General features: G+C 76.5%; 23 protein-coding genes. 11 read left to right on the top strand and 12 right to left on the bottom strand.

The window, feature by feature from the left end:
- Positions 1 to 68: 68 nt before the first annotated feature.
- Positions 69 to 821 carry a MerR family transcriptional regulator gene (locus ACI796_RS12050; protein ID WP_456941469.1) on the bottom strand — a complete coding sequence of 251 codons (753 nt, stop codon included), beginning with the start codon at positions 819 to 821 and terminating at the stop codon, positions 69 to 71.
- Between the two features lie 156 nt (positions 822 to 977).
- Between ACI796_RS12050 and ACI796_RS12045 the strand changes: the two genes are divergently transcribed.
- Both ACI796_RS12045 and ACI796_RS12040 read left to right on the top strand, forming a co-directional pair.
- Entirely contained in the window at positions 978 to 1,883 is a 906-nt protein-coding gene (locus ACI796_RS12045) for a haloalkane dehalogenase (protein WP_456941468.1), read from the top strand.
- Between the two features lie 55 nt (positions 1,884 to 1,938).
- The gene (locus ACI796_RS12040; RefSeq protein WP_456941467.1) at positions 1,939 to 2,421 is read left to right on the top strand and encodes a VOC family protein; all 483 of its coding nucleotides are present in this window, start codon (positions 1,939 to 1,941) and stop codon (positions 2,419 to 2,421) included.
- A gap of 16 nt (positions 2,422 to 2,437) precedes the next feature.
- Here ACI796_RS12040 and ACI796_RS12035 read toward each other — a convergent pair whose 3' ends face one another.
- A complete protein-coding gene (locus tag ACI796_RS12035; RefSeq protein WP_456941466.1) occupies positions 2,438 to 3,877 on the bottom strand; it encodes a diguanylate cyclase domain-containing protein in 1,440 nt (479 codons plus the stop codon).
- Positions 3,878 to 3,938: 61 nt separating this feature from the next.
- Positions 3,939 to 4,538 (bottom strand): TMEM165/GDT1 family protein, encoded by a 600-nt coding sequence (locus ACI796_RS12030; protein ID WP_456941465.1) that lies wholly within the window; start codon positions 4,536 to 4,538, stop codon positions 3,939 to 3,941.
- 322 nt (positions 4,539 to 4,860) lie between these two features.
- On the opposite strand from ACI796_RS12030, the gene ACI796_RS12025 reads away from it, so the two are divergent.
- Positions 4,861 to 5,982 carry an MFS transporter gene (locus ACI796_RS12025; RefSeq protein ID WP_456941464.1) on the top strand — a complete coding sequence of 374 codons (1,122 nt, stop codon included), beginning with the start codon at positions 4,861 to 4,863 and terminating at the stop codon, positions 5,980 to 5,982.
- Between the two features lie 68 nt (positions 5,983 to 6,050).
- On the opposite strand, the gene ACI796_RS12020 is transcribed toward ACI796_RS12025, so the two are convergent.
- A complete protein-coding gene (locus tag ACI796_RS12020; protein WP_456941463.1) occupies positions 6,051 to 8,675 on the bottom strand; it encodes a diguanylate cyclase domain-containing protein in 2,625 nt (874 codons plus the stop codon).
- A 113-nt stretch (positions 8,676 to 8,788) separates the two neighbouring features.
- Positions 8,789 to 10,477 (bottom strand): diguanylate cyclase, encoded by a 1,689-nt coding sequence (locus tag ACI796_RS12015; RefSeq protein WP_456941462.1) that lies wholly within the window; start codon positions 10,475 to 10,477, stop codon positions 8,789 to 8,791.
- Between the two features lie 106 nt (positions 10,478 to 10,583).
- On the opposite strand from ACI796_RS12015, the gene pheA reads away from it, so the two are divergent.
- The gene (pheA, locus tag ACI796_RS12010; protein WP_456941461.1) at positions 10,584 to 11,519 is read left to right on the top strand and encodes a prephenate dehydratase; all 936 of its coding nucleotides are present in this window, start codon (positions 10,584 to 10,586) and stop codon (positions 11,517 to 11,519) included.
- 62 nt (positions 11,520 to 11,581) lie between these two features.
- Here pheA and ACI796_RS12005 read toward each other — a convergent pair whose 3' ends face one another.
- A complete protein-coding gene (locus tag ACI796_RS12005; protein WP_456941460.1) occupies positions 11,582 to 13,678 on the bottom strand; it encodes an MMPL family transporter in 2,097 nt (698 codons plus the stop codon).
- Positions 13,679 to 13,736: 58 nt separating this feature from the next.
- On the opposite strand from ACI796_RS12005, the gene ACI796_RS12000 reads away from it, so the two are divergent.
- Positions 13,737 to 14,195 carry a MarR family winged helix-turn-helix transcriptional regulator gene (locus ACI796_RS12000; RefSeq protein ID WP_456941459.1) on the top strand — a complete coding sequence of 153 codons (459 nt, stop codon included), beginning with the start codon at positions 13,737 to 13,739 and terminating at the stop codon, positions 14,193 to 14,195.
- 105 nt (positions 14,196 to 14,300) lie between these two features.
- Here the strand turns inward: ACI796_RS12000 and ACI796_RS11995 are convergent, their stop codons facing one another.
- The 4 genes from ACI796_RS11995 to ACI796_RS11980 are packed head-to-tail and all read right to left on the bottom strand — an operon-like array spanning position 14,301 to position 17,207.
- Positions 14,301 to 14,636, bottom strand: a complete 336-nt coding sequence (locus tag ACI796_RS11995) for a GroES family chaperonin (protein WP_456941458.1) — start codon at positions 14,634 to 14,636, stop codon at positions 14,301 to 14,303.
- A 36-nt stretch (positions 14,637 to 14,672) separates the two neighbouring features.
- Positions 14,673 to 15,020: a metallopeptidase family protein gene (locus ACI796_RS11990; protein WP_456941457.1), complete on the bottom strand. Its 348-nt coding sequence runs from the start codon at positions 15,018 to 15,020 to the stop codon at positions 14,673 to 14,675.
- The gene (locus tag ACI796_RS11985) at positions 15,017 to 16,450 is read right to left on the bottom strand and encodes a GuaB1 family IMP dehydrogenase-related protein (protein WP_456941456.1); all 1,434 of its coding nucleotides are present in this window, start codon (positions 16,448 to 16,450) and stop codon (positions 15,017 to 15,019) included. Before ACI796_RS11985 ends, ACI796_RS11990 begins: the two co-directional genes overlap by 4 nt.
- A 40-nt stretch (positions 16,451 to 16,490) precedes the next feature.
- Positions 16,491 to 17,207, bottom strand: a complete 717-nt coding sequence (locus ACI796_RS11980) for a hypothetical protein (protein WP_456941455.1) — start codon at positions 17,205 to 17,207, stop codon at positions 16,491 to 16,493.
- 98 nt (positions 17,208 to 17,305) lie between these two features.
- Between ACI796_RS11980 and ACI796_RS11975 the strand changes: the two genes are divergently transcribed.
- The 5 genes from ACI796_RS11975 (at position 17,306) to ACI796_RS11955 (ending at position 22,322) form a co-directional block, all read left to right on the top strand.
- A complete protein-coding gene (locus ACI796_RS11975; RefSeq protein WP_456941454.1) occupies positions 17,306 to 17,482 on the top strand; it encodes a hypothetical protein in 177 nt (58 codons plus the stop codon).
- Positions 17,483 to 17,565: 83 nt separating this feature from the next.
- Complete coding sequence (gene serS / locus ACI796_RS11970) at positions 17,566 to 18,858, top strand: serine--tRNA ligase (protein ID WP_456941453.1); 1,293 nt, start codon at positions 17,566 to 17,568, stop codon at positions 18,856 to 18,858.
- Positions 18,855 to 19,778 (top strand): HAD family hydrolase, encoded by a 924-nt coding sequence (locus tag ACI796_RS11965; RefSeq protein ID WP_456941452.1) that lies wholly within the window; start codon positions 18,855 to 18,857, stop codon positions 19,776 to 19,778. Before serS ends, ACI796_RS11965 begins: the two co-directional genes overlap by 4 nt.
- Before the next feature lie 30 nt (positions 19,779 to 19,808).
- Complete coding sequence (locus ACI796_RS11960) at positions 19,809 to 20,612, top strand: Cof-type HAD-IIB family hydrolase (RefSeq protein WP_456941451.1); 804 nt, start codon at positions 19,809 to 19,811, stop codon at positions 20,610 to 20,612.
- Positions 20,613 to 20,681: 69 nt separating this feature from the next.
- The gene (locus ACI796_RS11955) at positions 20,682 to 22,322 is read left to right on the top strand and encodes a methyl-accepting chemotaxis protein (protein ID WP_456941450.1); all 1,641 of its coding nucleotides are present in this window, start codon (positions 20,682 to 20,684) and stop codon (positions 22,320 to 22,322) included.
- A gap of 83 nt (positions 22,323 to 22,405) precedes the next feature.
- On the opposite strand, the gene ACI796_RS11950 is transcribed toward ACI796_RS11955, so the two are convergent.
- The gene (locus ACI796_RS11950; protein WP_456941449.1) at positions 22,406 to 22,945 is read right to left on the bottom strand and encodes a bacterial proteasome activator family protein; all 540 of its coding nucleotides are present in this window, start codon (positions 22,943 to 22,945) and stop codon (positions 22,406 to 22,408) included.
- Positions 22,946 to 23,045: 100 nt separating this feature from the next.
- Here ACI796_RS11950 and ACI796_RS11945 point away from each other — a divergent pair, with 100 nt between their 5' ends.
- Positions 23,046 to 24,275, top strand: a complete 1,230-nt coding sequence (locus ACI796_RS11945; RefSeq protein ID WP_456941448.1) for a cysteine desulfurase-like protein — start codon at positions 23,046 to 23,048, stop codon at positions 24,273 to 24,275.
- 10 nt (positions 24,276 to 24,285) lie between these two features.
- Here ACI796_RS11945 and ACI796_RS11940 read toward each other — a convergent pair whose 3' ends face one another.
- Positions 24,286 to 25,278 carry an NAD(P)H-quinone oxidoreductase gene (locus ACI796_RS11940; RefSeq protein WP_456941447.1) on the bottom strand — a complete coding sequence of 331 codons (993 nt, stop codon included), beginning with the start codon at positions 25,276 to 25,278 and terminating at the stop codon, positions 24,286 to 24,288.
- Positions 25,279 to 25,324 lie beyond the last annotated feature (46 nt).

Genomic DNA, 25,324 nt, shown 5'->3' with positions numbered 1-25,324 from the left:
GCGCGATCTCGACGCCCAGGGGGCCCGGAAGTGCCGAGATCGCGCGATCTCGACGACGGGGAGCGGGCTCAGCCCCGGCGGGCGGCGTTGGCCTGGACGGCGGTGCTCACCCACTGCGCCAGGCCCGGCGCCACCTGCTCGTAGGTGGCGGTGAACCGCTCGTCCTCGACGTACATCCGGCCCAGCGCCGCGTGCATCTCCGGCGGGCAGTCGTAGAACCACCGGGAGATCTGTTGCCGCGCCTCCTCGGCGAGGTCCATGCCCTGCGGCGAGTCGGGCGCCACGCCGCCGCGCAGCGCCTCGGCCATCCGCCGGTTGAGGTCCTCGCCCTCCGCCTTGATCCGGACCCAGTCCTCCTTGGTGTAGGCCGCGGTGCGCCGCGCGGACTCGCGGTAGGCGTCCGTGTCGCCCCAGCGCTCCTGGACCTCGGCCTCGTACCGCTCCGGGTCGTGCTCGCCGAACACCTCGAACCGCTCCTCGGGGGTCAGTGCGATCCCCATCTGCCTCGCCTCCATCTCCTTCTCGACGGCCGCGACCATCGCCCGCGTCCGCTCCAGCCGGTCCCGCAGCAGCCGGTGCTGCCGGCGCAGGTGCTCGGCGGGGTCGGCGGACGGGTCGTCCAGCAGGGCCGCGACCTCCTCGAGGGGGAACCCCAGCTCGCGGTAGAGCAGCACCTGGTGCAGCCGGTCCAGGTCCGCCGCCGAGTAGCGGCGGTAGCCGGCCGCGGTGCGTCCCGACGGCGACAGCAGGCCGATCCGGTCGTAGTGGTGCAGCGTGCGCACCGTGACGCCGGCCAGCGCGGCCACCTCGCCCACCTTCATCCCGGGTCCCTCCTCCCTGACGGCGACGAGTGCACAGCCTGACGTCGCGTCAGGGTCAAGCGCGATCGTCGCGTCAGGGCCGAGCGTGATCGTCGCGTCAGGGCCGGGCGCGATCGTCGGACGGCGGGGGAGCGGTGCCTGGGCGAGGATCGCGGCATGGCCGACCAGGACGACAGCGCCCACGAGGAGGTCTCGCCCGAGGACCCCTTCCCCCGGCAGCGGGTGACCGTCCGGGGCACCGAGATGGCCTACGTCGACGTCGGTGAGGGCGACCCGATCGTCTTCCTGCACGGCAACCCGACGTCGTCCTACCTGTGGCGCAACGTCATCCCGCACGTGCAACACCTCGGCCGCTGCATCGCGCCGGACCTCGTCGGCATGGGCGAGTCCGGGAAGCTGCCCGATCCCCGGCGCGGCACCTACTCCTTCGCCACGCACGCCGCGCACCTGGACGACCTGCTGGCCGCCCTCGGCGTCGAGCGCCGGGTCACGTTCGTGCTGCACGACTGGGGCTCGGCCCTGGGCTTCTCGTGGGCGCACCGCCACCCCGAGGCGGTCCGCGGCCTGGCCTTCACCGAGGCGATCGCCACCCCGATGACCTGGGCGGACTGGCCGGCGGACGGCCGGAAGATCTTCCAGGCCATGCGCGGTGAGGACGGCGAGGTCGTCATCCTGGACAAGAACGTCTTCGTCGAGCGGATCCTCCCGGCGTCGACGCTGCACCTGTCCCCGGAGGCGCACGAGCGCTACCGGCAGCCGTTCCGCGAGCGGGAGGACCGCTGGCCGACGCTGGAGTGGCCGCGGCAGATCCCGATCAGCAACGTGCCGCCGGCCGTCCACGACGTCGTCGCCCGGTACGGGCACTGGCTGCGCACCAGCGCCGTCCCGAAGCTGTTCCTCGACGCCGAGCCCGGCTGGCTGCTGACCGGGCGGGCGCGTGGGCTGGTGCGGAAGTGGCCCTCGGTCACCGAGGTCACCGTGCCGGGCTCGCACTTCGTCCCCGAGGACTCGCCGCACGCGATCGGCCGGGCGCTGGCGGACTGGATCCCGACGCTGCCCTGAGCGCCGTGTCGGGTTCGTCCAAGACTGCGCCCGGCCACGGCGGCAGGGTGAGGGCATGGCGATCACCGACGGCCGCCCCGACGGCTACTCCTCCCTGACCCCGTTCCTCGTCTGCTCGCCCGCGGCCGAGGCGATCCGCTTCTACGAGGAGGTCTTCGGCGCGACGACGGTCAGCCGGATGGACGCCCCCGACGGCACCGTGCCGCACGCGGAGCTGCAGTTCCCCGTCGGCCGGCTGCAGCTGGGGGACCCGAACCCGCAGTTCGGGCTGACCGCGCCGACCGGCCAGGCCGAGGACCGGGTCAGCGCCTCGACCTGTGTCTACGTCCCCGACGTCGACGCGGTGGTCGCCGCGGCCGTCGAGCGCGGCGCCACCGTGCGCGAGCAGCCGGCCACCTTCGTCACCGGCGACCGGTTCGCGTCCGTCTACGACCCGTTCGGCCACCGCTGGGCGGTGATGACCCGGGTCGAGGACGTCAGCCCCGAGGAGGCCGAGCGGCGGCTGGCCGAGTGGGCGGCCTCCGGCGCGCTGGGCTGATCCGCCGGCACGCCGGTCAGCGACGGGAGCGCTTGACCTCGTACATCGCCGCGTCGGCGCGGCGCAGCAGGCTGTCGGGGGTGTCGCCCCGCCGGGAGAGTGCGACGCCGGTGCTCGAGCGCAGCGGCGGGCCGCCGTCGGTGGGGGAGGCGAGGGTGGCCGCGATCCGGTCGACCAGGCGCCGGGCGGCGCCCTCGGTGCCGGTGCCGGGGCACAGCACGACGAACTCGTCCCCGCCGATGCGGGCCACCGTGTCGCCCGGGCGCACCGCCGCCCGCAGCGCCGCGGCCATCCGCAGCAGGGCGGCGTCGCCGGCGGCGTGGCCGAGGGCGTCGTTGATGCCCTTGAACCCGTCGAGGTCGCAGTAGAGCAGCGCGGCCGCCAGCCCCTCGCGCGCCTGGACCTGCAGGGCCTGCTCGAGCCGGTCCAGCAGCAGCGCCCGGTTGGGGAGGCCGGTGAGGGAGTCGTGCAGGGCGGCCTCGCGCAGCCGGGCCTCGAGCTCGCGCTGGGCGGTCACGTCCATCATCGCGACGACGGCGCCGGTGGGCCGGCCCGCGGCGTCGAGGATCCGCGTGCCCGAGGCGCGCACCACGCGCAGCGGGGCGCCCGGCAGGTCGATCGCCATGTCGGCGTCGCGCACCCGCCCCTCGGTCTGGACGCGGGCCAGCGGGACCTCGGCCGGCGTGAGGCGGCGCCCGTCGGGGGTGCTCAGCCCGAAGGCCTCGACGACGTCCTCGGTGAGCCGCCCGCCCTGGACGCGGTCGGCGGAGGCCTCGGGGAGCCCGTGCCACTGCCGGCAGAGCCGGTTGAACAGCGTGATGCGCCCGTCGGCGTCGGCGGCGACGACCCCGACGGGCAGCGCCTCCAGCAGCGCGCGGGTGAACGCCTCGGAGCGGGCGGCGTGCGTCGCGGCGGCCTGGGCCTGGTCGCGGGCGGCGGCGCTGGCGGTGGCGAGGTCGGCGAGCTGGCGGGCCTGCCGGCGCCGCTGGAACAGCGCCACCACGACCGCGGCGAGGTCGGCCAGCCGGTCCCCGGCGCCGGGGGAGAAGGCGTGCGGCTCGGAGTCGAAGACGCACAGGGTGCCGACCGTCGTCCCGTCGACGACCAGCGGCGCACTGGCGTAGGCGCGGACGCGGGCGCGGCGGCCGTCCACCCAGGGGTTGCCCGCGTACCGCGGCTCGGCGGTGAGGTCCGCGTGCACCCGGACCCGCGGGCTCCCGGCGTCCACTCCCGCGCACAGCGACTCCTCGCGCGGCGACGAGCAGCCCAGGAAGCCGTGCGGCACCAGCTGGTGCTGCTCGCAGGCGTCGAGCAGGTTGACCGTCGCGTACCGCACGCCCGCCACGGCGGCGGCGACCCGCACGACGGCGGCCAGCTCGGCGTCCCGGGCGAGCCCGCGGACGTCGAGGTCGGCGCCGGCGAGGACGCCGCGGTCGGGCGGTGTGGAGACGGTCATGCGGCAGGCAACGGCCGCCGCGCCCGTGTTCCGCACCGCCCGGTCCGCGGCGGTCCCCCGATCAGGTGAGGGCGCGGACCGTCTCGACGGCGGCGAACACGGCGAAGACGACGAACAGCCCGGCGGCCACCCGGCGGATGAGCGCCACCGGCAGCCGGTCGGCCAGCGTCTTGCCGAGGAACACCGCCAGCCCGGAGACGGTCAGCAGCGCCGCCCACGCGCCGACGAACACCGACACCGGCGCGTCGAACCGGGCGGCCAGGCCCGCGGTGGCCAGCTGGGACAGGTCGCCCCACTCCGCGGCGAACAGCACGCCGAAGGAGATCGCGGCGGCGCGCAGGAACGACGTCCGCTCCCGGGCGTCGGCCGTCTCCCCGCCGTCCTCGGGCCCCTCGGACGCGCTGCGCCACAGCAGGACCGCCCCGACGAGGAACAGCACCGCCACGACGCCGCTGACCAGCGCCTCCGGCAGCAGCGACAGCAGGCTGCCCGCGGTGACGGCGATGGCGACCTGCAGGCCGAAGGCGGTGCCGACGCCGACGAACACCGGTAGCGGCGGGAACCGGGTGGCGAGGACGAGGCTGGCGAACAGGGTCTTGTCCGGGAGCTCGACCGGCAGGACGAGGGCGAACGCCGTCACGACGACGGACCAGACGATCACGGGTGGGACTCTCTTCCGCTCGGCACGGCCGGGCGGGGGCGCACGCCTCCGACCGGCAGTGCGACGACTGCTCAGGCCGGAGGTCTCGCCCACCCGCGCGGGGCGCGGGCCCGCTGACCGGGCGGCCACCAGGTGGCGCGCCAGCGTGTCGACCAGCGGACGGGGGGCTACTCCCCTCCTCGGCCGACCAGGCTAGTCGACGGGCTCCGGTAAACCCGGTGCGCGTCGGTGTGGGCCTCGTTACCGTCGTCCCGTGCCGTTCCGTTGACGCCCGTCGTCCGCCGCACCGCCGTCGCCCGCCCGGCCGCTGGCCCGCCTGGCCGTGGCCTGGACCGCGCTGTCCGGGCTGGCGCCCGTCTACCCGCTCTACGCGCTGCTGTTCCTCGACACCGGGCTCTCCCCGGCCCAGGTCTCGGGGCTGTTCGCGCTGTGGTCGGTCACCTCCCTGCTCGCCGAGGTGCCCACCGGGGTGCTGGCCGACCGCTGGTCGCGCCGCGGCGCGCTGGTCCTCGCCGGGGTGCTAGAGGCCGCCGGCTTCGTCCTGTGGACCGTGGCGCCGGGGCTGCCCGGCTTCGCCGCCGGGTTCGTCGTGTGGGGCGTGGGCGGCGCGCTGGTCTCCGGCGCCGCCGAGGCGCTGGTCTACGAGGCCCTGGCCGCCGTCGGCGCGGAGGAGGACTTCGTCCGGGTCCAGGGCACGATGACGGCGACCGAACTGCTCGTGCAGGTGCCCACCGCGCTGCTGGCCGGCGTGCTGGTCGAGGCCGGCGGCTACGCGCTGGTCGGCTGGGCGAGCGTCGGCGTGTGCCTCGCCGCCGCGGCGCTGGCCACCCGCTTCCCCGAGACCACCCCCACGCGGGACGCCGATGCCGGGGACGACGACGCCGGTCCGGGCCTGCGCGCCGCCGTCGGTGAGGCGCTGCGCCGGCCGTCCCTGCGGCTGACCGTGGCCGCCGTCGCGCTGCTCGGCGGGCTGGACGCGCTGGAGGAGTACTTCCCGGTCATGGCGCGCGACCACGGCGTGCCCACCGAGCTGGTGCCGGCGGCCGTGCTGGTCGTCGCGCTGGCCGGTGCGGCGGGCGCGGCGCTGGCGGGCCGGCTGGGGCGGCTGCCGTCGCGGTCGCTGCCGGTCCTGCTGGCCGTCTCGGCGGCGCTGCTGGCGGCCGGGGCGCTGACCGGGACGCCCGTCGCGCTGGCCGCCGTCGCGCTCTCCTACGGCCTGTACCTCGCGGTGCTGGTGGTGGGCGAGGCGCGGCTGCAGGAGCAGGCGCCCGGTGCGGCGCGGGCCACGGTCACCTCGGTCGCGGGCCTGGGCATCGAGCTGGCGTCGCTGCTGGTGTTCGGCGCGTGGGCGCTGGGCTCCGCGCTCGCCGTCTCCGTCCTCTTCCTGGCAGTGGTCCCGGTCGTGGCCCGCGGCCTGGTTCGCCGCCCCGTGAGGAGCCATTAGCGCGACGGAGGCGCCTGCTCCGCCTCGCGCGCGAAAGGCGGAAACGGCCGTTCCTGCCGCCCGGGCCCCTACCTCGCGGTGCGCCTCGCGATGCGGGCGGCGAAGACGCCGGCGGCGTGACCGTTGTCGATGTTGCTGACCACGACGCCGGGCGAGGCCGAGTTCAGCATGGTGAGCAGCGCGCCGAACCCGCCGAACGAGCCCGGCTGACCGGTCGAGGTGGGCACCGCGACGATCGGCACGTCGGTCATCGCGCCCACCGTGCCGGCCAGCGAGGCGTCCAGGCCGGCGACCACGACCAGGCAGTCGACGTCGTCGAGCAGGGTGCGGTCGGTGAGCAGCGGCCGCAGCCGGCTGCCGCCCACGTCGTCGACCCGCACCACCTCGGTGCCGGTCACCCGGGCGACGAAGGCGGCCTCGGCGGCCACCGACGCGTCGGCGGTGCTCGCGCACAGGACGCCGACCCGGCCCAGCGGCTCGGGGATCGGCCCGACCGCGGCCGACATCGCCGCGGCGTCGACGGTGGTGGAGCCGTCGTACGCGCCGGCCAGCGCGACCAGCGTGTCGGCGGTGGCCCGGACGACCAGCGCCGGCCGGTCCGGGTGCGCCGCGCGGGTCTCCCGGACCAGGGCCAGCACCTGCTCGGTGGACCGGCCGACCCCCCAGACGACGTCGGGCTCGGCCGGCGCCGGGCGGGCCGGCGCGGCCGGGGGCGGCGGTGCGAGGGCGGGCCGGCCGGGGCCGCCGAGCGACAGGGGCGGGTCGGCCAGCAGCGCGGCGAAGCCGCCGAGCGGGTCCAGCGGCGAGGACTGCACCGGACCCACCTGCACCGACGCGCGCGCCACCGGCGTGGTCGGTGCCGGCGGGGGCTCCGCGGGCGGATCGGGGGCGCGGGTCTGGGTGACCGCCGACAGCCGGACGACGCGGTCGCGGCCGCTGCGCTTGGCGTCGTAGAGGACGCCGTCGGCGGCGGCGAACAGCGTGCGGCGGTCGTCGCCGCGGGTGGCCGAGGCGATGCCGACGCTGATCGTCACCGGCACCGGCAGGCCGAGCGCGGTCCAGTCGTGCGCGGCGACGGCGCGGCGGATCCGCTCCAGCGCCCGCTCGGCCTGCTCGGCGGTGGTGTCCGGCAGCAGGACGACGAACTCGTCGCCGGCCCACCGGCACACCTCGTCGGTGTCGCGGCACCCGGCCAGCAGCAGGTCGGCGACCGCGCGCAGCACCGCGTCGCCGCCGGGGTGCCCGACGGCGTCGTTGATGGCCTTGAACCGGTCGACGTCGACCACCGCCAGCGCCGGCGTGGTGCCCGCGCCGAGCAGCCCGTCCAGCCGCGCCTCGGCGTAGCGCCGGTTGGGCAGGTGGGTGAGCGGGTCCTCGTAGGCCTGGCGGCGCAGCTGCCCGGCGGCCCGCTCGTTCTCCAGCAGGCTCTTGCGCCGGCCGAACAGCTCGACCCAGCGGGTGCGCCTCTCGTCGACCCGGTCGAGCTCGTCGGCGAGGTAGGCCTGCAGGTAGGGCAGCGCGCGGCCGGCGTCGTCGAGCTCGGCGTGCAGCGTGCACAGCTCGCGCAGCGCCGCCCGCCGCAGCCGGGGCAGGCCGTGCTCGGTGGCCAGCGCCAGCGCCCGGGCCAGCTGCTCGTCGGCGCTCCGGCCGTCGCCCTGCCGGCGCAGCGCCCGGCCGAGCCCCAGCAGCGCCGACGCCAGCAGCGCCCGGTCACCGGTGGCACTGGCGGTGCGGACGGCGGCGCGCAGCGGGCCGGCCGCGGCGGCGGACTCGCCCAGCCCGACCAGCGCCCAGCCGTGCACCACCTGCGCGGCGACGACGCCGTCGGCGTCCGGCGGCAGCTGGGCCAGCGCCCGCTCGGCCAGCTCGCGGGCCTCGGCGAAGTGGACCTCGGCGGCCCCGGGCTCGCCGTCGTCGAGCAGCGCCTCGCCCAGCTCCGCGCACAGCTCCCCCAGGCAGGTGGCCGCCCGCGCCACCAGCACGTCGGGGTCGCCGTCGTCCGGGCCGAGCGTGCCCTGCCCGGCGGCCGCGCCGGCCGCCTCCAGGGAGCGGCGCTGGTAGTCCAGGGCCAGCGGCATGAGCTCGAGGTCGGCGAGGACGCCGGCCAGCGTGCCGAGGGTGTCGACGAGCAGCGCGTCGGGCGGGAGCGCGGGGTCGAGCAGGCTGGCCGCCTCGACCGCCTCGTCCATCGCCGCGTCGATCCGCCGCGACAGCAGCTCGATGCGGGCGTGCCGGGCCAGGCCGGCGGCGCGCTGCACGGCGTCGTCGGTGGCGTCGAAGGCGGCCTTGGCCGAGCGCACCAGGGCGATGGCCTCGGCGGCGTGCGCGGCCGACTCCGAGCGCGGGTCGCCGTCGCCGGCGGTCCGGTCGGCGGCGCGGTCGTCGCCGCGCTCGAGCAGGCCCGCGACGCCGGCGTGCAGGTCCAGGGACTCGGTCGCCTCCGGCGCGTCCAGCGGCTCGCCGACCAGGGTGAACCCGGCGACGCGCAGCCGGCGGACCAGCAGCTCGGCGCGCAGGGTGTCGGCCCAGGCGCGGCCGAGGGAGGGCTCACCGTCGCGCCCGGTGGCGGCGCCGGACGGCCCGGCCCCGTAGGGCGTCGAGGGGTCGACGACCGACAGCAGCCGCTCGGCGTCGTCGAGCTGCCAGTTGGCGAGGGCGGCGGTCACCCGGTGGTGCAGGGCTCCCGGTGGCACCACCGCACTGTGCACGCCGTCGCGCGGTCCGGCCGGGAACGCGGGCCGGGCGCGCCGTGTGGCGCCGGTCCCGTCGCCCGTCGCGTCACTGGCGTCCCAGGCGCGGCCGGCGCTCACGACGACGTCCCCTCGGCCGCGTCGTCGGCCGCGCCCCCGGCGACCAGGCCCGGCGCGCGCACCCGGTTGCGCCCGCCCCGCTTGGCGGAGAACAGGTGCAGGTCGGCGGTGTCGAACAGCGAGCGCCAGCCCACCGGCGCGGCGTCGTCCTCGGCCGCGGGGGCGGTGGCCACGCCGATGCTCACGGTGATCGGCTCGGGGAGCGCGAGGTCGGCCCAGTCGGCGTCGGCGACGGCGGCGCGCAGCCGCTCGGCGGCGGCGAGGGCCTGGGCCGGGCCGGCCGTGGGCAGGACGACGAGGAACTCGTCCCCGGCCCAGCGGTAGACCTCGTCGCCGACGCGGCTGTGCTCGCGCAGCAGCCCGGCCACCCGGCGCAGCACCTCGTCGCCGTGCGAGTGCGAGGTGTCGTCGTTGACCTCCTTGAACCGGTCGACGTCGACGACGGCCAGCGACAGCGGCTCGGCACCCGGCCGCAGCCCGGCCAGCCGGCGCTCGGCGCTGCGCCGGTTGCCCAGGCCGGTCAGCGGGTCCTCGAGCGCGTGCCGGCGCAGCACCGCGGCCTGCCGCTCGACCTCGCGCAGCCGGCTGCGGCGGACGAACATCTCCGCCCACAGCTCCCGGCTGCGCGCGTGCGCCCGGCCGGTGTCGGCGCGGTAGGCGTCCAGCCAGTACAGCGCCTCGGCCGGCCGGCCCATCGCGGCGGTGGCCTGGCCGAGCTCGAGCAGGCACTGCCGGTAACGGCGCCGGTCCGCGGTGGCGGCGAAGGCCCCGGCGGCGTCGACGAGCAGGTCGGCGGCCTCCTCGCCGTGCCCGCCGCCGGTGTGCACCTGCGACAGCCGGGACAGCAGGCGGGACAGCGCCAGGTCGGCGTAGCCGCGCAGCCAGGTGCTGCCGGTGCGGTGCACCCGGCGGTGCGCGCTGCGCAGCGGGCCGAGGGCGTCGTCGAGGTCGTCCCGGCAGGCCAGCGCCCAGGCCTGGACGACGTCGAGCAGGGCGAGGTCACCGGGGTCGGGCTCGACGTCGAGCGCGCGGGCGTCGCCGGCGCAGGCCAGCGCGGCACCGGCCAGCTCGCGAGCCCGCTCGGCCCTCCCGCGGCGGCGCAGCGTCTGGGCCAGCTCGGTGTTCTGCCGGGCGCACAGCTGCAGCAGCTGCCACCGGTCGGCGGGGTCGGGCAGCGCGGCGGCCACCCGGTGCCCGCGCTCGGCCTGCGCGACGGCGAGCTCCTCGAGGTCGAGCGCGGTGAGGGTGAGCGACAGCCACAGGTGCGCCTGGGACAGCGCGCGGGAGGGCTCCTCGGCGGGCGGGGACAGCTGCTCGGCGAGCAGGCTCGCGTCGACGGCGAGCAGCATCGCGGCGTCCGGGTGGTCGGCGGTCGCCTCGACGTGCGCGAGGTAGGCCAGGACCAGGGCCGTCGAGGACGACGGCGGGCAGGCGCCCAGCGCGTCGCGGGCGGCGGCCACCGCGGCGCCGGTGGCCTCGCGGTCGCCGTCGAGCAGGCCGCGGCGGGCGGCCAGCGCGTGCCGCCAGGCCGCCCAGCGGGGGTCGCTCGCGGCGCCGAACGCGGCCTCGGCGTCGTCGAGCCCGTCCCGGAAGGCGTCGGCGTCGTCCCGGCTGCTCGCGCTCAGCAGGCGCCGCAGCGCAGCGTCGAGATCACCGTCGGTGACGGGAGCGGGGCCGGGGGTCACGCATCCCTCCTCCTCGACGCCGGGCGACCGGCCGCACGGACCGGCGGCGAGGCGGTTCCCCCCGGACCCGGACTGTGCCCCGGCCCGACCGCACTACCCTCGTCGGGTGCCCCAGACGCCTCCGACGCGGTTCGCCTACCTCGGGCCCGAGGGTACCTTCGCCGAAGCCGCGCTGAGCAGCGCCGTTGCCCCCGGGGAGGGAGTGCGGCAGCCCGCGGCCAGCGTGCCCGCCGCGCTGGCGGCGGTCCGGGCCGGGGACGCCGACGCCGCCCTCGTGCCGCTGGAGAACTCGGTCGAGGGCTCGGTGCCGGCCACGATGGACGGCCTGGCCGACGGCGACCCGCTGGTCATCACCCGCGAGGTGTTCCTCCCCGTCTCCTTCGTCCTCGCCGCCCGGCCCGGCACCCGGCTCGGCGACGTCCGCGCGGTGGTCAGCCACCCGCACGCGCTGGCGCAGACGGCGCGCACGCTGGCCGAGCGGCTGCCCGGCGTCCCGACCCTGCCGGCCTCCTCCACGGCCGCCGCGGCCCGGGCGGTCGCCGAGGGTGACCAGGACGCCGCGGTGTGCGCGCCGATCGCCGCCGAGCGGTACGGGCTGGTCCCGCTGGCCGACGACGTCGCCGACTTCCCCGGCGCGGTCACCCGCTTCGTGCTCGTGTCCCGTCCCGGGGCGCTGCCGGAGCCGACCGGCGACGACAAGACCTCGCTGGTCGCCGTCGTCGCCGACCGCACCGGCGCGCTGCTCGACGTGCTGCGCGAGTTCGCCGTCCGCGGGATCAGCCTCACCCGCATCGAGTCCCGGCCCACCCGCGACCGGCTGTGGGTCTACTCGTTCTCGCTGGACTGCGAGGGGCACGTCGCCGAGGCGCGGGTGGGGGAGGCGCTGGCCGCCCTGCACCGGGTCTGCGAGGACGTGCGCTTCCTCGGCTCCTACCCGCGCGCCGACGGCCGCACCAACCGGCCGGTGCCCGCCGAGGCCGCCGACGCCGCGTTCACCGACGCGGGCGAGTGGCTCGCCCGCCTGCGCGCCGGCCGGGTCTGACGGAGGGCCCTCCTGCCCCCCACCGCTCGCAGGCTCGCGGCGGGGCCCTGCAGGAGGGCCGATCACGCGGGTTCGAGCTCGCGCTCGGGCTCGGGGGACCGGCGGCGGGACAGGCGGCTCGGCCACCAGGTGCGGTCGCCGAGCAGCGCCACCGCCGAGGGCACCAGCAGCGAGCGGACCACGAAGGTGTCGAGCAGCACGCCGAACCCGACGAGGAACGCCAGCTGGGTGAGGAACAGCAGCGGCAGCACCGCCAGCGCCCCGAACGTCGCCGCCAGGACCAGCCCGGCGCTGGTGATGACCCCGCCGGTGACGGCCAGCGCGCGCAGGACGCCGTCGCGGGTGCCGTGCCGCGCGGACTCCTCCCGCGCCCGGGTCATGAGGAAGATGTTGTAGTCGATCCCCAGGGCGACCAGGAACACGAACCCGATCAGCAGGATGCCCGGATCACTGCCCGGGAAGCCGAAGACGCCGTCGAACAGGAGCGCGGCGACGCCGACCGTCGCGCCGACGCTGAGCACCACGGTGGCGACCAGCAGCAGCGGCGCCACCAGCGAGCGCAGCAGCAGCGCCAGGACGACGGTGATCACCACGAGCACGCTCGGCACGATCACCCGCAGGTCGCGCGCGGCGGTCTCCCGGGCGTCGAGGTTGCTCGCGGTGTCGCCGCCCACGAGGGCCGCCGGGTCGGCGTCGTCGAGGGTGGCCCGCAGGTCCTGGACGACGTCGATGGCCTCGGTGCTGTCGGCCGGGACGGCGAGGGTGACGTCCAGGCGCACCAGCCCGTCGACGACGAGCGGGTCGGCGCCCGGGGGACCGCCGGTGAACGGGACGGCCGACGCCACGCCCTCGGTCGCCGCGGCCGCCTCGGCGACCTCCGGCCACGTCCCCTCCGGCGTGACGACGACGGTGGGGCTGCCCGAGCCGGCGTCGAAGTGGCGGGCCAGCGCCTCCTGCCCGTCGACGCCGTTGGACTCCCCGCGGATGGCGTCGCTGAAGGTGATGCCACTGGCGTCGTAGGTGGGCGCGAACACCGCGGCGGCGACCAGCGCCAGCGTGCTGAGGGCCAGGACGCGCCGCGGCCGGCGGCCGACCAGGGCCGCGACCCGCCGCCACCCGCGCCCCTCGCGGGGCTGGTCCCCGACGTGCGGGCGGAACGGCCAGAACGCGGCGCGGCCGAGCAGGGCGAGCGCGGCCGGCAGGAAGGTGAGCGCCGCGACGACGGCGAGTGCCACGCTCACCGCCGAGATCGGCCCGAGCCCGCGGTTGGACGCGAGGTCCGAGAAGAGCAGGCAGAGGACGCCGAGGACGACGGTCGCCCCCGAGGCCACGATCGGCTCCCACGAGCGGCGCAGCGCCACGTGGATGGCGGTGAACCGGGACGGCTCGCGCTGCAGCTCCTCGCGGAAGCGGGCGACCAGCAGCAGCCCGTAGTCGGTGGCCGCGCCCACGACCAGGATCGCCGCGATGCCCTGGCTCTGGCCGTTGACGGTGATCAGGTCGGCGTCGGCGAGCAGGTAGGCGACCGCGTTGCCCGCGGTCAGCGCGAGGCCGGCGGTGCCGATGACCAGGAAGGGCAGCAGCGGGCTGCGGTAGACCACCAGCAGGATGAGCAGCACGACGCCGAAGGCCGCGGCCAGCAGCAGCCCGTCGATCCCGGCGAAGCCGTTGGCGAAGTCGGCGAAGATGCCGCCCGGGCCGGTGACGAAGGTGTCGGTGCCGTCGACGGCGATCGCGGCGCGCAGGTCCTCGACCACGGCCACGATCTCGTCGCCCAGCTCGGGGGTCAGCGGCAGCACCGCCTGCACCGCCTCGCCGTCCTCCGAGGGGATCGGCGGCGAGGTCTGCCCGGCCAGGGCGCCGGCCTCCTCGGCGACGGCGGTGGCCTCGGCCAGCGCCTGCCCGACGGCGTCGAGGGTGGCGGGGTCGAGGGGCTCGTCGGCCTCCCACAGCAGGACCGCGGGGATGGCCTCGGTGGGGGAGAAGGCCTGGCTGAGCTCCGCGACGCGCGTGGACTCCGCGCTGTCGGGGAGGAAGGCGGCGGTGTCGTTCTCCTGGAGCCCGGTGAGCTGGCCGCTCAGGGCGCCCAGCGGGCCGGCGGCGCCGAGCCAGGCCAGCAGGACGAGGAGGGGGAGCAGCCAGCGGACCCGACGGGCCATGGTGGAATCCTCTCGAGGGCCGATAATCTCGATGTTCGAGAGATTAGGGGGTGGGCAGGTGTCGCGCAACGACGACGAGCGGGTGGAGGTCACCCTGCTGCTGCGGCGGCTCACGGTCGAACTCGACGCCGTCGGTCAACGCTTCGCCGAGACCCACCACCTCGGACGCACCGACGTCCGCGCGGTGACCGCGATCATGGACGCGGCCCGGGCCGGGGAGCCGCTGACCGCGGGCGCACTGGGCGCCGCGGTGGGGCTGAGCTCGGCGTCGGTGACCGCGCTGGTCGACCGGCTGGAGCGAGCCGGCCACGTGCAGCGCGTGCGCGACCCGGCCGACCGGCGCCGCGTCGTCCTGCAGATGACCGAGCCGACAATGGCGGCCGGCGCCGCCTACTTCGGCGGGCTTCAGCGGGAGCTGCTCGCGGCGATGGAGGACCTCACCGACGCCCACGTCGCCGTCGTCCGGCGCTGGCTGACCGCGATGACCGACGTCATCGCCCGCCACGCCCGGGCATAGGAAGCGATCCGCACGGATCGGTGCCCGGGACGTGCGGATCGCTTCCCGTGCCCGGTACCGGGCGGGCAGCGCCGCGTCGTCCACCCGCCGCCCTCCCGCGTCCGGTCAGAGGTAGAGGCCGGTGGACTCCTCGATCCGCTCCGCGGCGACGGCGTGCACGTCGCGCTCGCGCAGGATGATCAGCTCCTCGCCGTGGACCTCGACCTCGTGCTGGTCCTCCGGGGAGAACAGCACCTGGTCGCCGACCTTCACCTGCCGCACGCTCGAGCCGACCCCGCGCGCCTCGCCCCACACCAGCCGCTTGGCCACCTGGGCGGTCGCCGGGATGAGGATGCCGCCGGTCGAGCGCCGCTCGCCGTCCTCCTTGCGGAGGGCCACGAGGATCCGGTCGTGCAGCATCTTGATCGGCAGCCCGCTGCCCTTGGCGACGTCGGATGGCACGGTGATCACGGTACGCGCGGGGGGCTCGGCCTCCCGCTAGCCCCAGCCCAGCTGGTGCAGGCGCTCGTCGTCGATGCCGAAGTGGTGGGCGATCTCGTGGACGACGGTGACCGTCACCTCCTCGACCACCTCCTCGGCGGTCGAGCAGACGTCGCAGATGGCCTCGCGGTAGATCATGATCCGGTCCGGCAGCGCGCCGCCGTACTGCCAGCCGCGCTCGGTCAGCGCGTACCCCTCGTAGAGGCCCAGCAGGTCCGGCTCGTCCTCGTTGCGGTCCTCGACCAGCACGACGACGTTGTCCAGCAGCGCCAGGAGCTCGGCCGGCACCGCGTCCAGCGCGTCGGCGACCAGCTGCTCGAAGACCTCCCGGGGGAGCGGCCTCACCAGCTGGTGGGCAGCGGGCGGCCCTCCTCGTAGCCGGCCGCGCTCTGCACCCCCACCACCGCCCGCTCGTGGAACTCGTCGATGGTGCGGGCCCCGGCGTAGGTGCACGACGAGCGGACCCCGGCGACGATCCCGTCGACCAGGTCCTCCACGCCGGGACGGGCCGGGTCGAGGTACATCCGCGACGACGAGATGCCCTCCTCGAACAGCGCGGCTCGGGCACGGTCGAACCCGCTCTGCTGCGCCGTCCGCGCCTTGACCGCGCGCGCCGAGGCCATCCCGAAGGACTCCTTGTACAGCCGTCCGCTGCCGTCGTCGTGGATGTCCCCGGCGCTCTCGTAGGTGCCCGCGAACCACGAGCCGACCATCACGTTGGCCGCGCCGGCGGCCAGCGCCAGGGCGACGTCGCGGGGGTGGCGCACCCCGCCGTCGGCCCACACGTGCTTCCCGAGCCGGCGGGCCTCGGCGGCGCACTCCTCGACGGCGGAGAACTGCGGCCGGCCGACGCCGGTCATCATCCGCGTGGTGCACATGGCGCCCGGGCCCACGCCGACCTTGACGACGTCGGCCCCGGCCGAGACCAGGTCGCGGGTGCCCTCGGCGGTGACCACGTTGCCCGCCACCACCGGCACCGACCCGGCCACGGACCGGGCCGCGCGCACCGCCTCGACCGCCTTGTCCTGGTGGCCGTGCGCGGTGTCGACGACGAGCACGTCGACCCCGGCGGCCAGCAGCGCGGAGACCTTGCCCGCGACGTCGCCGTTGATCCCGACGGCGGCCGCGGTGAGCAGCTGCCCCTGCGCGTTGACCGCGGGCGTGTAGACCGTCGAGCGCAGCGCGCCCTTGCGGGTGACCACGCCGACCAACCGCTCGCCCTCGACCACCGGCGCGGCGCTGACCCGCTCCTCGGACAGCACGTCGAAGACCTTCGGCAGCTCGGTGCCGGCCGGGATGGTCAGCGGGTGCTCGGCCATGACCTGGGAGAGCTGGCTGAACCGGTCCACGCCCTGGCAGGCGCCGTCGGTGACCACGCCGACGGGCACGCCGTCCTCGACCACCACGACGATGCCGTGCGCGCGCTTGGTCATCAGCGACAGCGCCTCGCCCACGGTCGAGCCGGGGGACAGGGTGATCGCGGTGTCGTAGACGGGGTGCCGGCCGTGCACCCAGGAGACGACCTCGCCGACGACGTCGACGGGGATGTCCTGCGGCAGCACCGCGAGGCCGCCGCGGCGGGCGACGGTCTCGGCCATCCGCCGGCCGCTGATCGCGGTCATGTTCGCGACGACGACCGGGATGGTCGTGCCCACCCGGTCCGGCGTGGTCAGGTCGACCTCGAGCCGGGAGCCGACGGTGCTGTGGTCGGGCACCATGAACACGTCGGCGTAGGTCAGGTCGGTGGGCGGGCGCTGACCGTTGAGGAACCGCATGCCCCCAGTGTCCCGTACCGGACGCCGGACGTGCCGGTCCTCACGCGGTGCGCCGGGCCCCCAGCACCGCGGACACGGCGACGGCGGCCAGCCCGGCGCCGGCCACCAGCACGAGTGCGGTGGCGCCGGCGCCCAGGCTGGAGACGAGCGCGCCGACCAGGGCCCAGGCGGCGGCGAGGACGAACGCGGGCTGTCCGTGCAGGGACCAGGCCAGGACCGCGGCGGTGAGCGCGGCGCCGACGACGAGCAGCGCGGGGACGAGGGTGCCGACGGTCAGCCGGCCCGGGAGGACGGTCGCCGCGTTGACCCACACCGCCGCGCTGGCCCACCCGGCGTAGAGGCCGACGCTGCCGGTCAGGAGGAGACGGGTCACGCGGTCGGCCGGCGTCCGGACGAGGACGCGCAGGCACACCAGCAGGGCGGCCAGCATGCCGGCGAAGACCGGCACGGTCAGCGCCGGCCACCGGGCCGCGGCCACGAGCCAGACGACGAACCCCCCCTGCGCCACCGACAGCGGGACCTGCACCCGCCGCCACGGGTCGGCGGTCGCGCGGCGGAGCGGGAACCCGTACACGGCGGCGGCGAGGCAGCCGAGCACCACCGGGCCCCAGATGGCGAAGAAGGGTCCCGGCGGCACGATCACCGGGTCGCTGCCCGAGCCCTGGTCGAACCCCGCCAGCGGCGGGCTCACGGCCTGGCCGAGCGCGGTCGCCAGCAGCAGCCAGCGCCCGCGGCTGCCCGGTGGGGTGGCGGTCACGGCGGTCTCCCTCCCGGTCGGTGCACCGTCTTCGCGCGCGGCGGTGCGCCCGGATGCGGACGTGCGCTGGAGTGCGCTCCGCACCGAGCATGCCGGGCGTGCGGCAGGTGACGGGACGGGCGGCCGACGGGGTGGACCAGCTGCACGAGGGCCCCGCCCTGCGCACGCAGGAGATCGACGAGTACCGGGACCTGATCGCCCGCGGCCCGGACGGCGAGAGCGAGGACGCCGCCCGGGTCCCGTGCCCGGGCGACGAGCGCGCCACCCTGTCGTGAGCGCCGGCCGCGTCCACCCCGCCGGGGGTGGACGCGCCCTGCGTGCGCGGGGCGGGCCCGCGCGCCCCACCTACGATCGGTACGTGATCGACCTGCGCCTGGTGCGCGAGCACCCCGACGTCGTCCGTGCCAGCCAGCGCGCCCGCGGCGCCGACGAGTCCCGGGTCGACGCGCTGCTGGCCGCCGACGAGGCCCGCCGCGCCGCCGTCAAGCGCGCCGACGACCTGCGCGCGGAGCAGAAGACGGCCTCGCAGGCGGTCCGCGGCGCGAGCAAGGAGGAGCGGCCCGCCGTCCTGGAGCGGGCGAAGGCGCTCGCCGCGCAGGTCAAGGAGGCCGAGGAGGCCCAGCGCGCGGCCGACGCCGCGCTGCGCGAGGCGCACCTGGCGCTGGCCAACGTCGTCCACGACGACGTCCCGTCCGGCGGCGAGGACGACGCGGTCACCCTGCGCACCGTGGGCGAGGTGCCGTCCTACGACTTCGAGGTCCGCGACCACCTGCAGATCGGCGAGGCGCTCGGCGCCATCGACGTGGAGCGCGGCGCGAAGGTCTCCGGCGCCCGCTTCTACTTCCTCACCGGCCCCGGCGCGCTGCTCGAGTTCGCCCTCGCCCAGCTGGCGATCAGCCGCGCGGTGGCCGCCGGGTTCACCCCCGTCGTCGCGCCGGCGCTGGTCAAGCCCGAGGCGATGGAGGGCACCGGCTTCCTCGGCGAGCACGACGAGGAGGTCTACCGGGTCGAGCGCGACGACCTGTACCTCGTCGGGACCTCCGAGGTGGCGCTGGCCGGGATGCACGCCAACGAGGTGCTGGACCTGTCGGCGGGGCCGCGCCGCTACGCCGGCTGGTCGTCCTGCTTCCGCCGCGAGGCCGGGTCCTACGGCAAGGACACCCGCGGCATCATCCGCGTGCACTGGTTCGACAAGGTCGAGATGTTCACCTTCTGCCGGCCCGAGGAGGCCGCCGCCGAGCACCTGCGGCTGCTCGCCTGGGAGGAGGAGTTCCTCCAGGCGCTCGAGCTGCCCTACCGGGTGGTCGACATCGCCGCCGGCGACCTCGGCACCAGCGCCGCCCGCAAGTACGACATCGAGGCCTGGTTCCCCAGCCAGGGCACCTACCGCGAGCTGACCAGCACCTCGGACTGCACCACCTTCCAGGCCCGCCGGCTGGCCATCCGGTACCGCGACGAGGACGGGAAGCCGCAGACGGCGGCCACGCTCAACGGCACGCTGTGCGCGATCGCCCGCACCATCGCCTGCCTGCTCGAGGTGCACCAGCGCGCGGACGGCTCGGTGCACGTGCCGGCGGCGCTGCGGCCCTGGCTGGGCGGGCACGAGGTCCTCACCCCCGGCATGACCCTGGCCGCGCCGGTGCCCGCGTGAGCAGCCAGCCACCGGCCGCGCTCCCGGTCCCGGGGGCGGTGCCGGAGGCCGGCGACGTCGTCGACCTCGGCGGCGTGCTCGACGAGCTCGGGACCTGGCGACCGCGGCTGGTGGCCACCGACCTCGACGGCACCCTGCTCGACTCCTCCGGCGAGGTCAGCCCCCGCACCCGCGCGGCGCTGGACGCCTGCTGGGCCGCCGGCATCCCCGTCGTCGGGGTCACCGGCCGCGGGCCGCGGCTGGTCGACAGCGTGCGGGCGGCCCTCGGCGGCCGCGGCATCGCCGTCCTCGCGCAGGGCGGCTACGTCGTCGACCTCGAGCACGACGAGGTGCTGCGCACCGTCGGCCTGCCGCGCTCGCAGGCCGAGACCGTCGTCTCCCGGATCGAGGAGGTGGCGGGGGACCTCGTGCTCGCCGTCGAGGACGCCGCCGAGCAGGCCGAGGCCCGCGCGGCGCTGCGCGTACAGCACGGCTTCGACTGGCCCTACCCCGAGCCCGCGCACCTGCTGCCCCGCCACTCGGTCATCCCCGAGGGCGCGGTGCTCAAGGTGTTCCTGCGCTCGTCCACGCTCGGGCAGGACGAGCTGCTCGCCCGTGCCCGGCGCGTCGTCGACCCGGCCGAGGCCGAGCTGACCCACGCCGGCCTGGGCTTCATCGAGGTGCTGCCGCCGGGCGTCACCAAGGCCACCGGCCTCGCCGTCGCGCTCGAGCACCACGGCGTGGCCCTGGGCGACGTCCTCGTCTTCGGCGACATGCCCAACGACCTGCCGATGATCGGCGCGGTCACCGACGCCGGCGGGCACGCGGTCGCGGTGGCCAACGCGCACCCGGCCGTCCGCGCGGCCGCCCGCGGCCGCACCGGCGGGCACGACGCCGACGGCGTCGCCCGCTACCTCGAGGCGGTGCTGGCCGGTGTCTGACCGGATGCGCGATGTCTGACCTGATGCGCGATGTCTGACTGGAAGCCGCGGCTGATCGCCAGCGACATGGACGGCACGCTGCTGCGCTCCGACGACACCGTGAGCCCGGGGACGGTGGCCGAGCTGGAGCGGTGGCGGACCGACGGCGTCCCGGTCGTGCTGGCCACCGGCCGCCCGCCGCGCTGGATGCACCGCATCCGGCAGGTCCTGGGCCGGGGCACCGCGGTCTGCTGCAACGGCGCGGTGCTGCTGGACCTGGAGACCTTCGAGATCCTCGAGGAGGAGGCGCTCCCGCCCGCGGTCCTCGAGGAGGTCACCGCGGGCCTGCGCCGGGTGCAGCCGGACACATGGTTCGCCGTCGAGTACGGCCTGGAGTTCCGGCACGAGCCGGTCTACCGACCGCGCTGGGACGTCGACGCGCCCGGCGTCGCCGAGGCGCCGCTGGAGGAGATCGTCGCCGTCCCCGCGGCCAAGCTGCTGGCCCGCCACGAGGACATGGGGCGCGACGAGTTCGTCGCCCTGGTCGAGGACGTCGTCGGCGACCGCGCGACGGTGACCAACTCCTCGTCCGACGCGCTCGCGGAGATCTCCGCCCGCGGGGTCACCAAGGCCACCGGGCTGGCGCGGGTGGCCGCCCGGCACGGCGTCGACCCCGCCGACGTCGTCGTGTTCGGGGACATGCCCAACGACATCGCGGCCTTCGACTGGGTCCGCGAGGGCGGCGGCCGGGCCGTCGCCATGGCGCACGCCCACCCGGACCTGCTCGCCGCCGCGACCGACGTCACGGGCACCAACGACGACGACGGCGTCGCCGCCTTCCTCGCCTCGCTCTGAGCCGACTCAAGCCCGCCGCCGGGCTGCCGATGTGGAACGCGACCGATCGCGCGCCACGGAGGGCAGCACATGAGCACCACCCCGACCCGCGTCCCGCAGACGCCTCCCGCCGAGTCCGCGACGGGAGGGTGGGGCCTGCGCACGCGCCTGCTGGGCGCGATCCTCGTCGTCGCCCTGACGACGATCGGCATCGGCGTCTTCGGGATCGACCGGATGGCCAGCCTCAGCGACCGGGCCGACCGGGTCTACACCGACGGCGCCCTGCCGGTGGCCGGCCTGCAGCAGCTGCAGGTCGACTGGTGGCAGCTCATGACCCACACCGCGCGAGCCAACATCGTGACCCTGCCGGCGGAGAGCCGCGCCTCGGCGCAGCAGAAGGCCGGTGAGGCCGCGCAGACGCTCACCGAGGACACCGCCGCGGCGGCCGGGCTGCCCATGTCCGCGGAGACCCGCGCGTCCTACGAGGAGTTCGTCGCCGCCTCCCAGGGCTACCTCGCCGACCTGCAGCTCCTGGTCGCCGGGGCGACCCCGACCGGCAGCACCCTGCCCCTGGCGGAGCAGCAGGCGATCATCACCCGCCTCAACGCCAACGAGGCCGTCATCGCCGACTCCCTCGCCGCGGCCACCGAGACCGCCCGTGTCGACGCCGAGGCGACCGCCACCTACGCCGCCGACGCCTACGCGGCCGCCCGCACCCTGACCCTGGTGATCATGGCCCTGGGCCTGGTCGTCGCGATCGTGCTCGCGGTGCTCGTCGCCCGCAGCGTCACCCGGCCGGTCGAGCGGATCCGCGAGGTGCTCGGCAAGGTCGCCGGCGGCGACCTGCGGGTGCGCGCCGGGGAGACCGGCGGCGGCGAGCTCGGCGAGGTCGCCCGCTCGCTGGACCGCACGCTGGACTCGCTCAGCGGCGTGCTCGTGCTCGTCCGCGACTCCGCCGGCCGACTGCAGGGCGCCTCCACCCAGCTCGACTCCGCCGCCAGCGGCATCGCCGAGTTCTCCCGCGCCGCCTCCGACCAGACCGACGCCGTCGTCGCCTCCGCCGGGGAGGTGGCCGCCAGCGTCGACACCGTCGCCACCGGCTCCTCGCAGATGGAGACCGCGATCCGGGAGATCGCGCACAACGCCGCCGAGGCCGCCCGCGTGGCCGGTCAGGCCGTGGACGTCGCCGAGACGACGACCCGCACGGTCGGCAAGCTCGGCGACTCCTCGCAGGAGATCGCCACGGTCGTGAAGCTGATCAACGGCATCGCCGAGCAGACCAACCTGCTCGCGCTCAACGCCACCATCGAGGCCGCCCGCGCCGGGGAGGCCGGCAAGGGCTTCGCCGTCGTGGCCAGCGAGGTCAAGGAGCTCGCGCAGGAGACCGCCCGGGCGACCGAGGACATCTCCCGCCGGGTCGAGGCCATCCAGGCCGACACCGCCGGCGCCGTCGAGGCGATCAGCCGGATCAGCGCCGTCATCGGGGAGATCAACGACTTCCAGGCCACGATCGCCGCGGCGGTCGAGGAGCAGACGGCGACCACCAACGAGATGAACCGCAACGTGGCCGAGGCCGCCGGCGGCTCGCGGGACATCGCCACCGCCATCGGCGGGCTGGCCGCCGGCACCCAGCAGACCGGTGCCCGGGTCGCCGACGCCCAGCGCGCCGCGGCTGAGCTCGCCCGCATGAGCGGCGAGCTGCAGGAGGCCGTGGCCCGCTTCGCGGTCTGACCCGCACCCCCGCACACGACAGCGGCGCCGTCCCCTCGGGGGCGGCGCCGCTGTGCACGTCCGCGGGAGTGCACGACCGAGGTCTACAGGTACTGGCCACCGCCGGGGCGGTGCTCGGCCGTGCCCGGGGGCAGCGCCCGCCCGCGCCGGATCTCCTCCAGCTGCGCCCGGGCGGCCATCTGCTGGGCGAACAGCGCCGTCTGGATGCCCTGGAAGACGCCCTCCAGCCAGCCGACGAGCTGGGCCTGGGCGATCCGCAGCTCGGCGTCCGACGGCGTCTCGCCCTCACCGAAGGGCTGGGTGATCCGGCGCAGCTCCTCGGACAGCTCCGGCGCCAGGCCCTCCTCCAGCTCGCGGACCGACGAGGTGTGGATGTCCCGCAGCCGGGCCCGGCTGGCGTCGTCGAGGGGCGCGGCGCGGACCTCCTCGAGCAGCTGCTTGATCATCGTGCCGATCCGCATGACCTTGGCGGGCTGTTCGACCATGTCGCCCACGGTCGTCGCGCCGTCGCCGTCGCCGTCCGGGCCGCCGGCGGGCACGGGCATCGCGCCGACCGGTCGTCCGTCGGGACCCACGACGACGACCTGCTGCGGACGCTCCATGCCGTTTCCCGGTGCCGTCATGCACCCATCCTCCCCCTTGCCGTCCCGGGGTGGACGCGGGGCGGTGGGGTGCCCGGGTGCGGCAGCGGTCCCGGTGCAGCGCCCAACTAGGGTCGCCCGCATGCACCCGGGGGAACCACGGCTGGACGTCGCGCGCGTCCGTGGCCTGTTCCCCGGCCTCTCCGACGGCTTCGTGCACACCGACGCCCCCGGCGGCACGCTGATGCCCGAGAGCGTCGTGCACGCCGTCTCCTCGGCGATGCGGGTGCCGGTGGCCAACCGGGGCGGGGTCTTCCCGTCGTCGTCGCGCACGGAGGGCCTGGTGGCCGCGGCGCGGTCCGCGGTCGCCGACCTCGTGGGCGGGGTGTCCACCGGCGTCGTCCTGGGCCCGAACGCCACCTCGCTGGTCTACGCGGTCGCCCGCGCGCTGTCGCGGACCTGGCGCTACGGCGACGAGGTGGTGGTCAGCCGCCTCGACCACGACGCCAACATCCGGCCCTGGCTGCAGATGGCCGAGCAGGTCGGCGCCGTCGTCCGCTGGGCCGAGGTGGACATCGAGACCGGCGAGCTGCCCGCCTGGCAGTACGACGACCTCATCACCCCGCGCACCCGCCTGGTGGCGGTGACGGCGGCCAGCAACGCGATCGGCACGCGGCCCGACGTCGCCGCGATCGCCGCCCGCGCGCACGCCGTCGGGGCACTGGTCTTCGTCGATGCCGTCCAGGCCGCACCGCACGTGTACCTCGACAAGACCGCCCTGGGCGCGGACTTCGTGGCCGTGTCGGCCTACACCTGGTGCGGCCCGCACGTGGGCGCGGTGGTCGCCGACCCGGCCCTGCTCGCCGAGCTCGCCCCCGACCGGCTGCTGCCCACGCCCGACCGCGTCCCCGACCGCTTCGAGACCGGCACGCCGCCGTACGAGCTCTACGCCGGGGTCACCGCCGCCGTCGACCACCTGGCCGGCCTGTGCGACGACGCCACCGGCAGCCGCCGCGACCGGCTGCGCGCCTCCATGGCCGCCGTCGCCGCGTACGAGTCCGGCCTGTTCGACTGGCTGGACCAGGCGCTGCGGGCCATGCGGCACGTGCAGGTGGTCGGCTTCCCCGAGCACACCACGCCGACGCTGTCGTTCACCGTGCCCGGCATGCGCCCGCGGCAGGTGGCCGCCGAGCTGTCCCGGCGGGGCATCTGCGCCTGGGACGGCGACTTCTACGCCCGCGAGCTGTTCGACGCGCTCGGCGTCAACGAGCTCGGCGGCGCAGTCCGGCTCGGGCTGGTGCACTACAACACCGCCGAGGAGGTCGGCTACGTGATCGACTCGGTGGCGGCGCTGCGCGGCGCGCTGCTCTAGGCCCCCGTCCCTACGCGTCGGGGAGCAGCAGCACCTTCCCGATGTGCTCGCTGGCCTCGACGACGCGGTGCGCCTCGGCCGCCCGCGACATGGGCAGCCGCCGGTCGACGATCGGCCGGACCACGCCGCGCTCGACGTCGGGCCACACCTCCGCCCGCACCGCGGCGACGATGTCGGCCTTGCCGCCCGGGCCGGCCGGCGGGCGCGAGCGCAGCGCCGTGGCCGCCACCGAGGCCCGCTTGGCCAGCAGCTTCGCGAGGTCCAGCTCCGCCCGCGTGCCGCCCTGCATGCCGATGACCACCAGCCGCCCGCCGACGGCGAGGGCGTCGACGTTGCGGGCCAGGTACTTCGCGCCCATGTTGTCCAGCACCACGTCGACGCCGGCGCCGTCGGTCTCCTCGCGCACCCGCTCGACGAAGTCCTCGGACTTGTAGTCGATCGTCACCTCGGCGCCGAGCTCGCGGCAGAACTCGAGCTTGGCCGCGCTGCCGGCGGTGGTGAACACCCGTGCGCCGGCCCGGACGGCGAGCTGGACGGCCATCGTGCCGATGCCGCTGGACCCGCCGTGCACGAGGAACGCCTCACCCCGGCGCAGGCCGGCGAGCTGGAAGACGTTGGACCAGACGGTGCAGGTGACCTCGGGCAGCGCGGCCGCGGTGGCGAGCTCCACGCCGGCGGGGCGGGGGAGCAGCTGCACGGCCGGGACGGCGACCCGCTCGGCGTACCCGCCGCCGGCCAGCAGCGCGCACACCTCGTCGCCGACGGACCAGCCGGTCACGCCCTCGCCGACCTCGCTGACGATCCCGCTGCACTCCAGGCCCAGGACCTCGCTGGCGCCCCTCGGCGGCGGGTAGTGGCCGGCCCGCTGCAGCAGGTCGGCCCGGTTGACGGCGGTGGCCGCGACGTCGACGACGACCTCGCCGGGACCGGCCACCGGGTCGGGGACCTCACCCCAGCCGAGCACCTCGGGGCCGCCGGGTCCACTCGCGATCACCGCACGCATGGCCCCGACCCTAGGAGGACCCTCTCGCCCCCCACCTCCCGTGAGC

The organism is Geodermatophilus sp. SYSU D00525 (assembly GCF_054050475.1).
The sequence above is the reverse complement of the archived record's forward strand: the minus strand, read 5'-3'. Positions and strand labels throughout refer to the sequence as shown.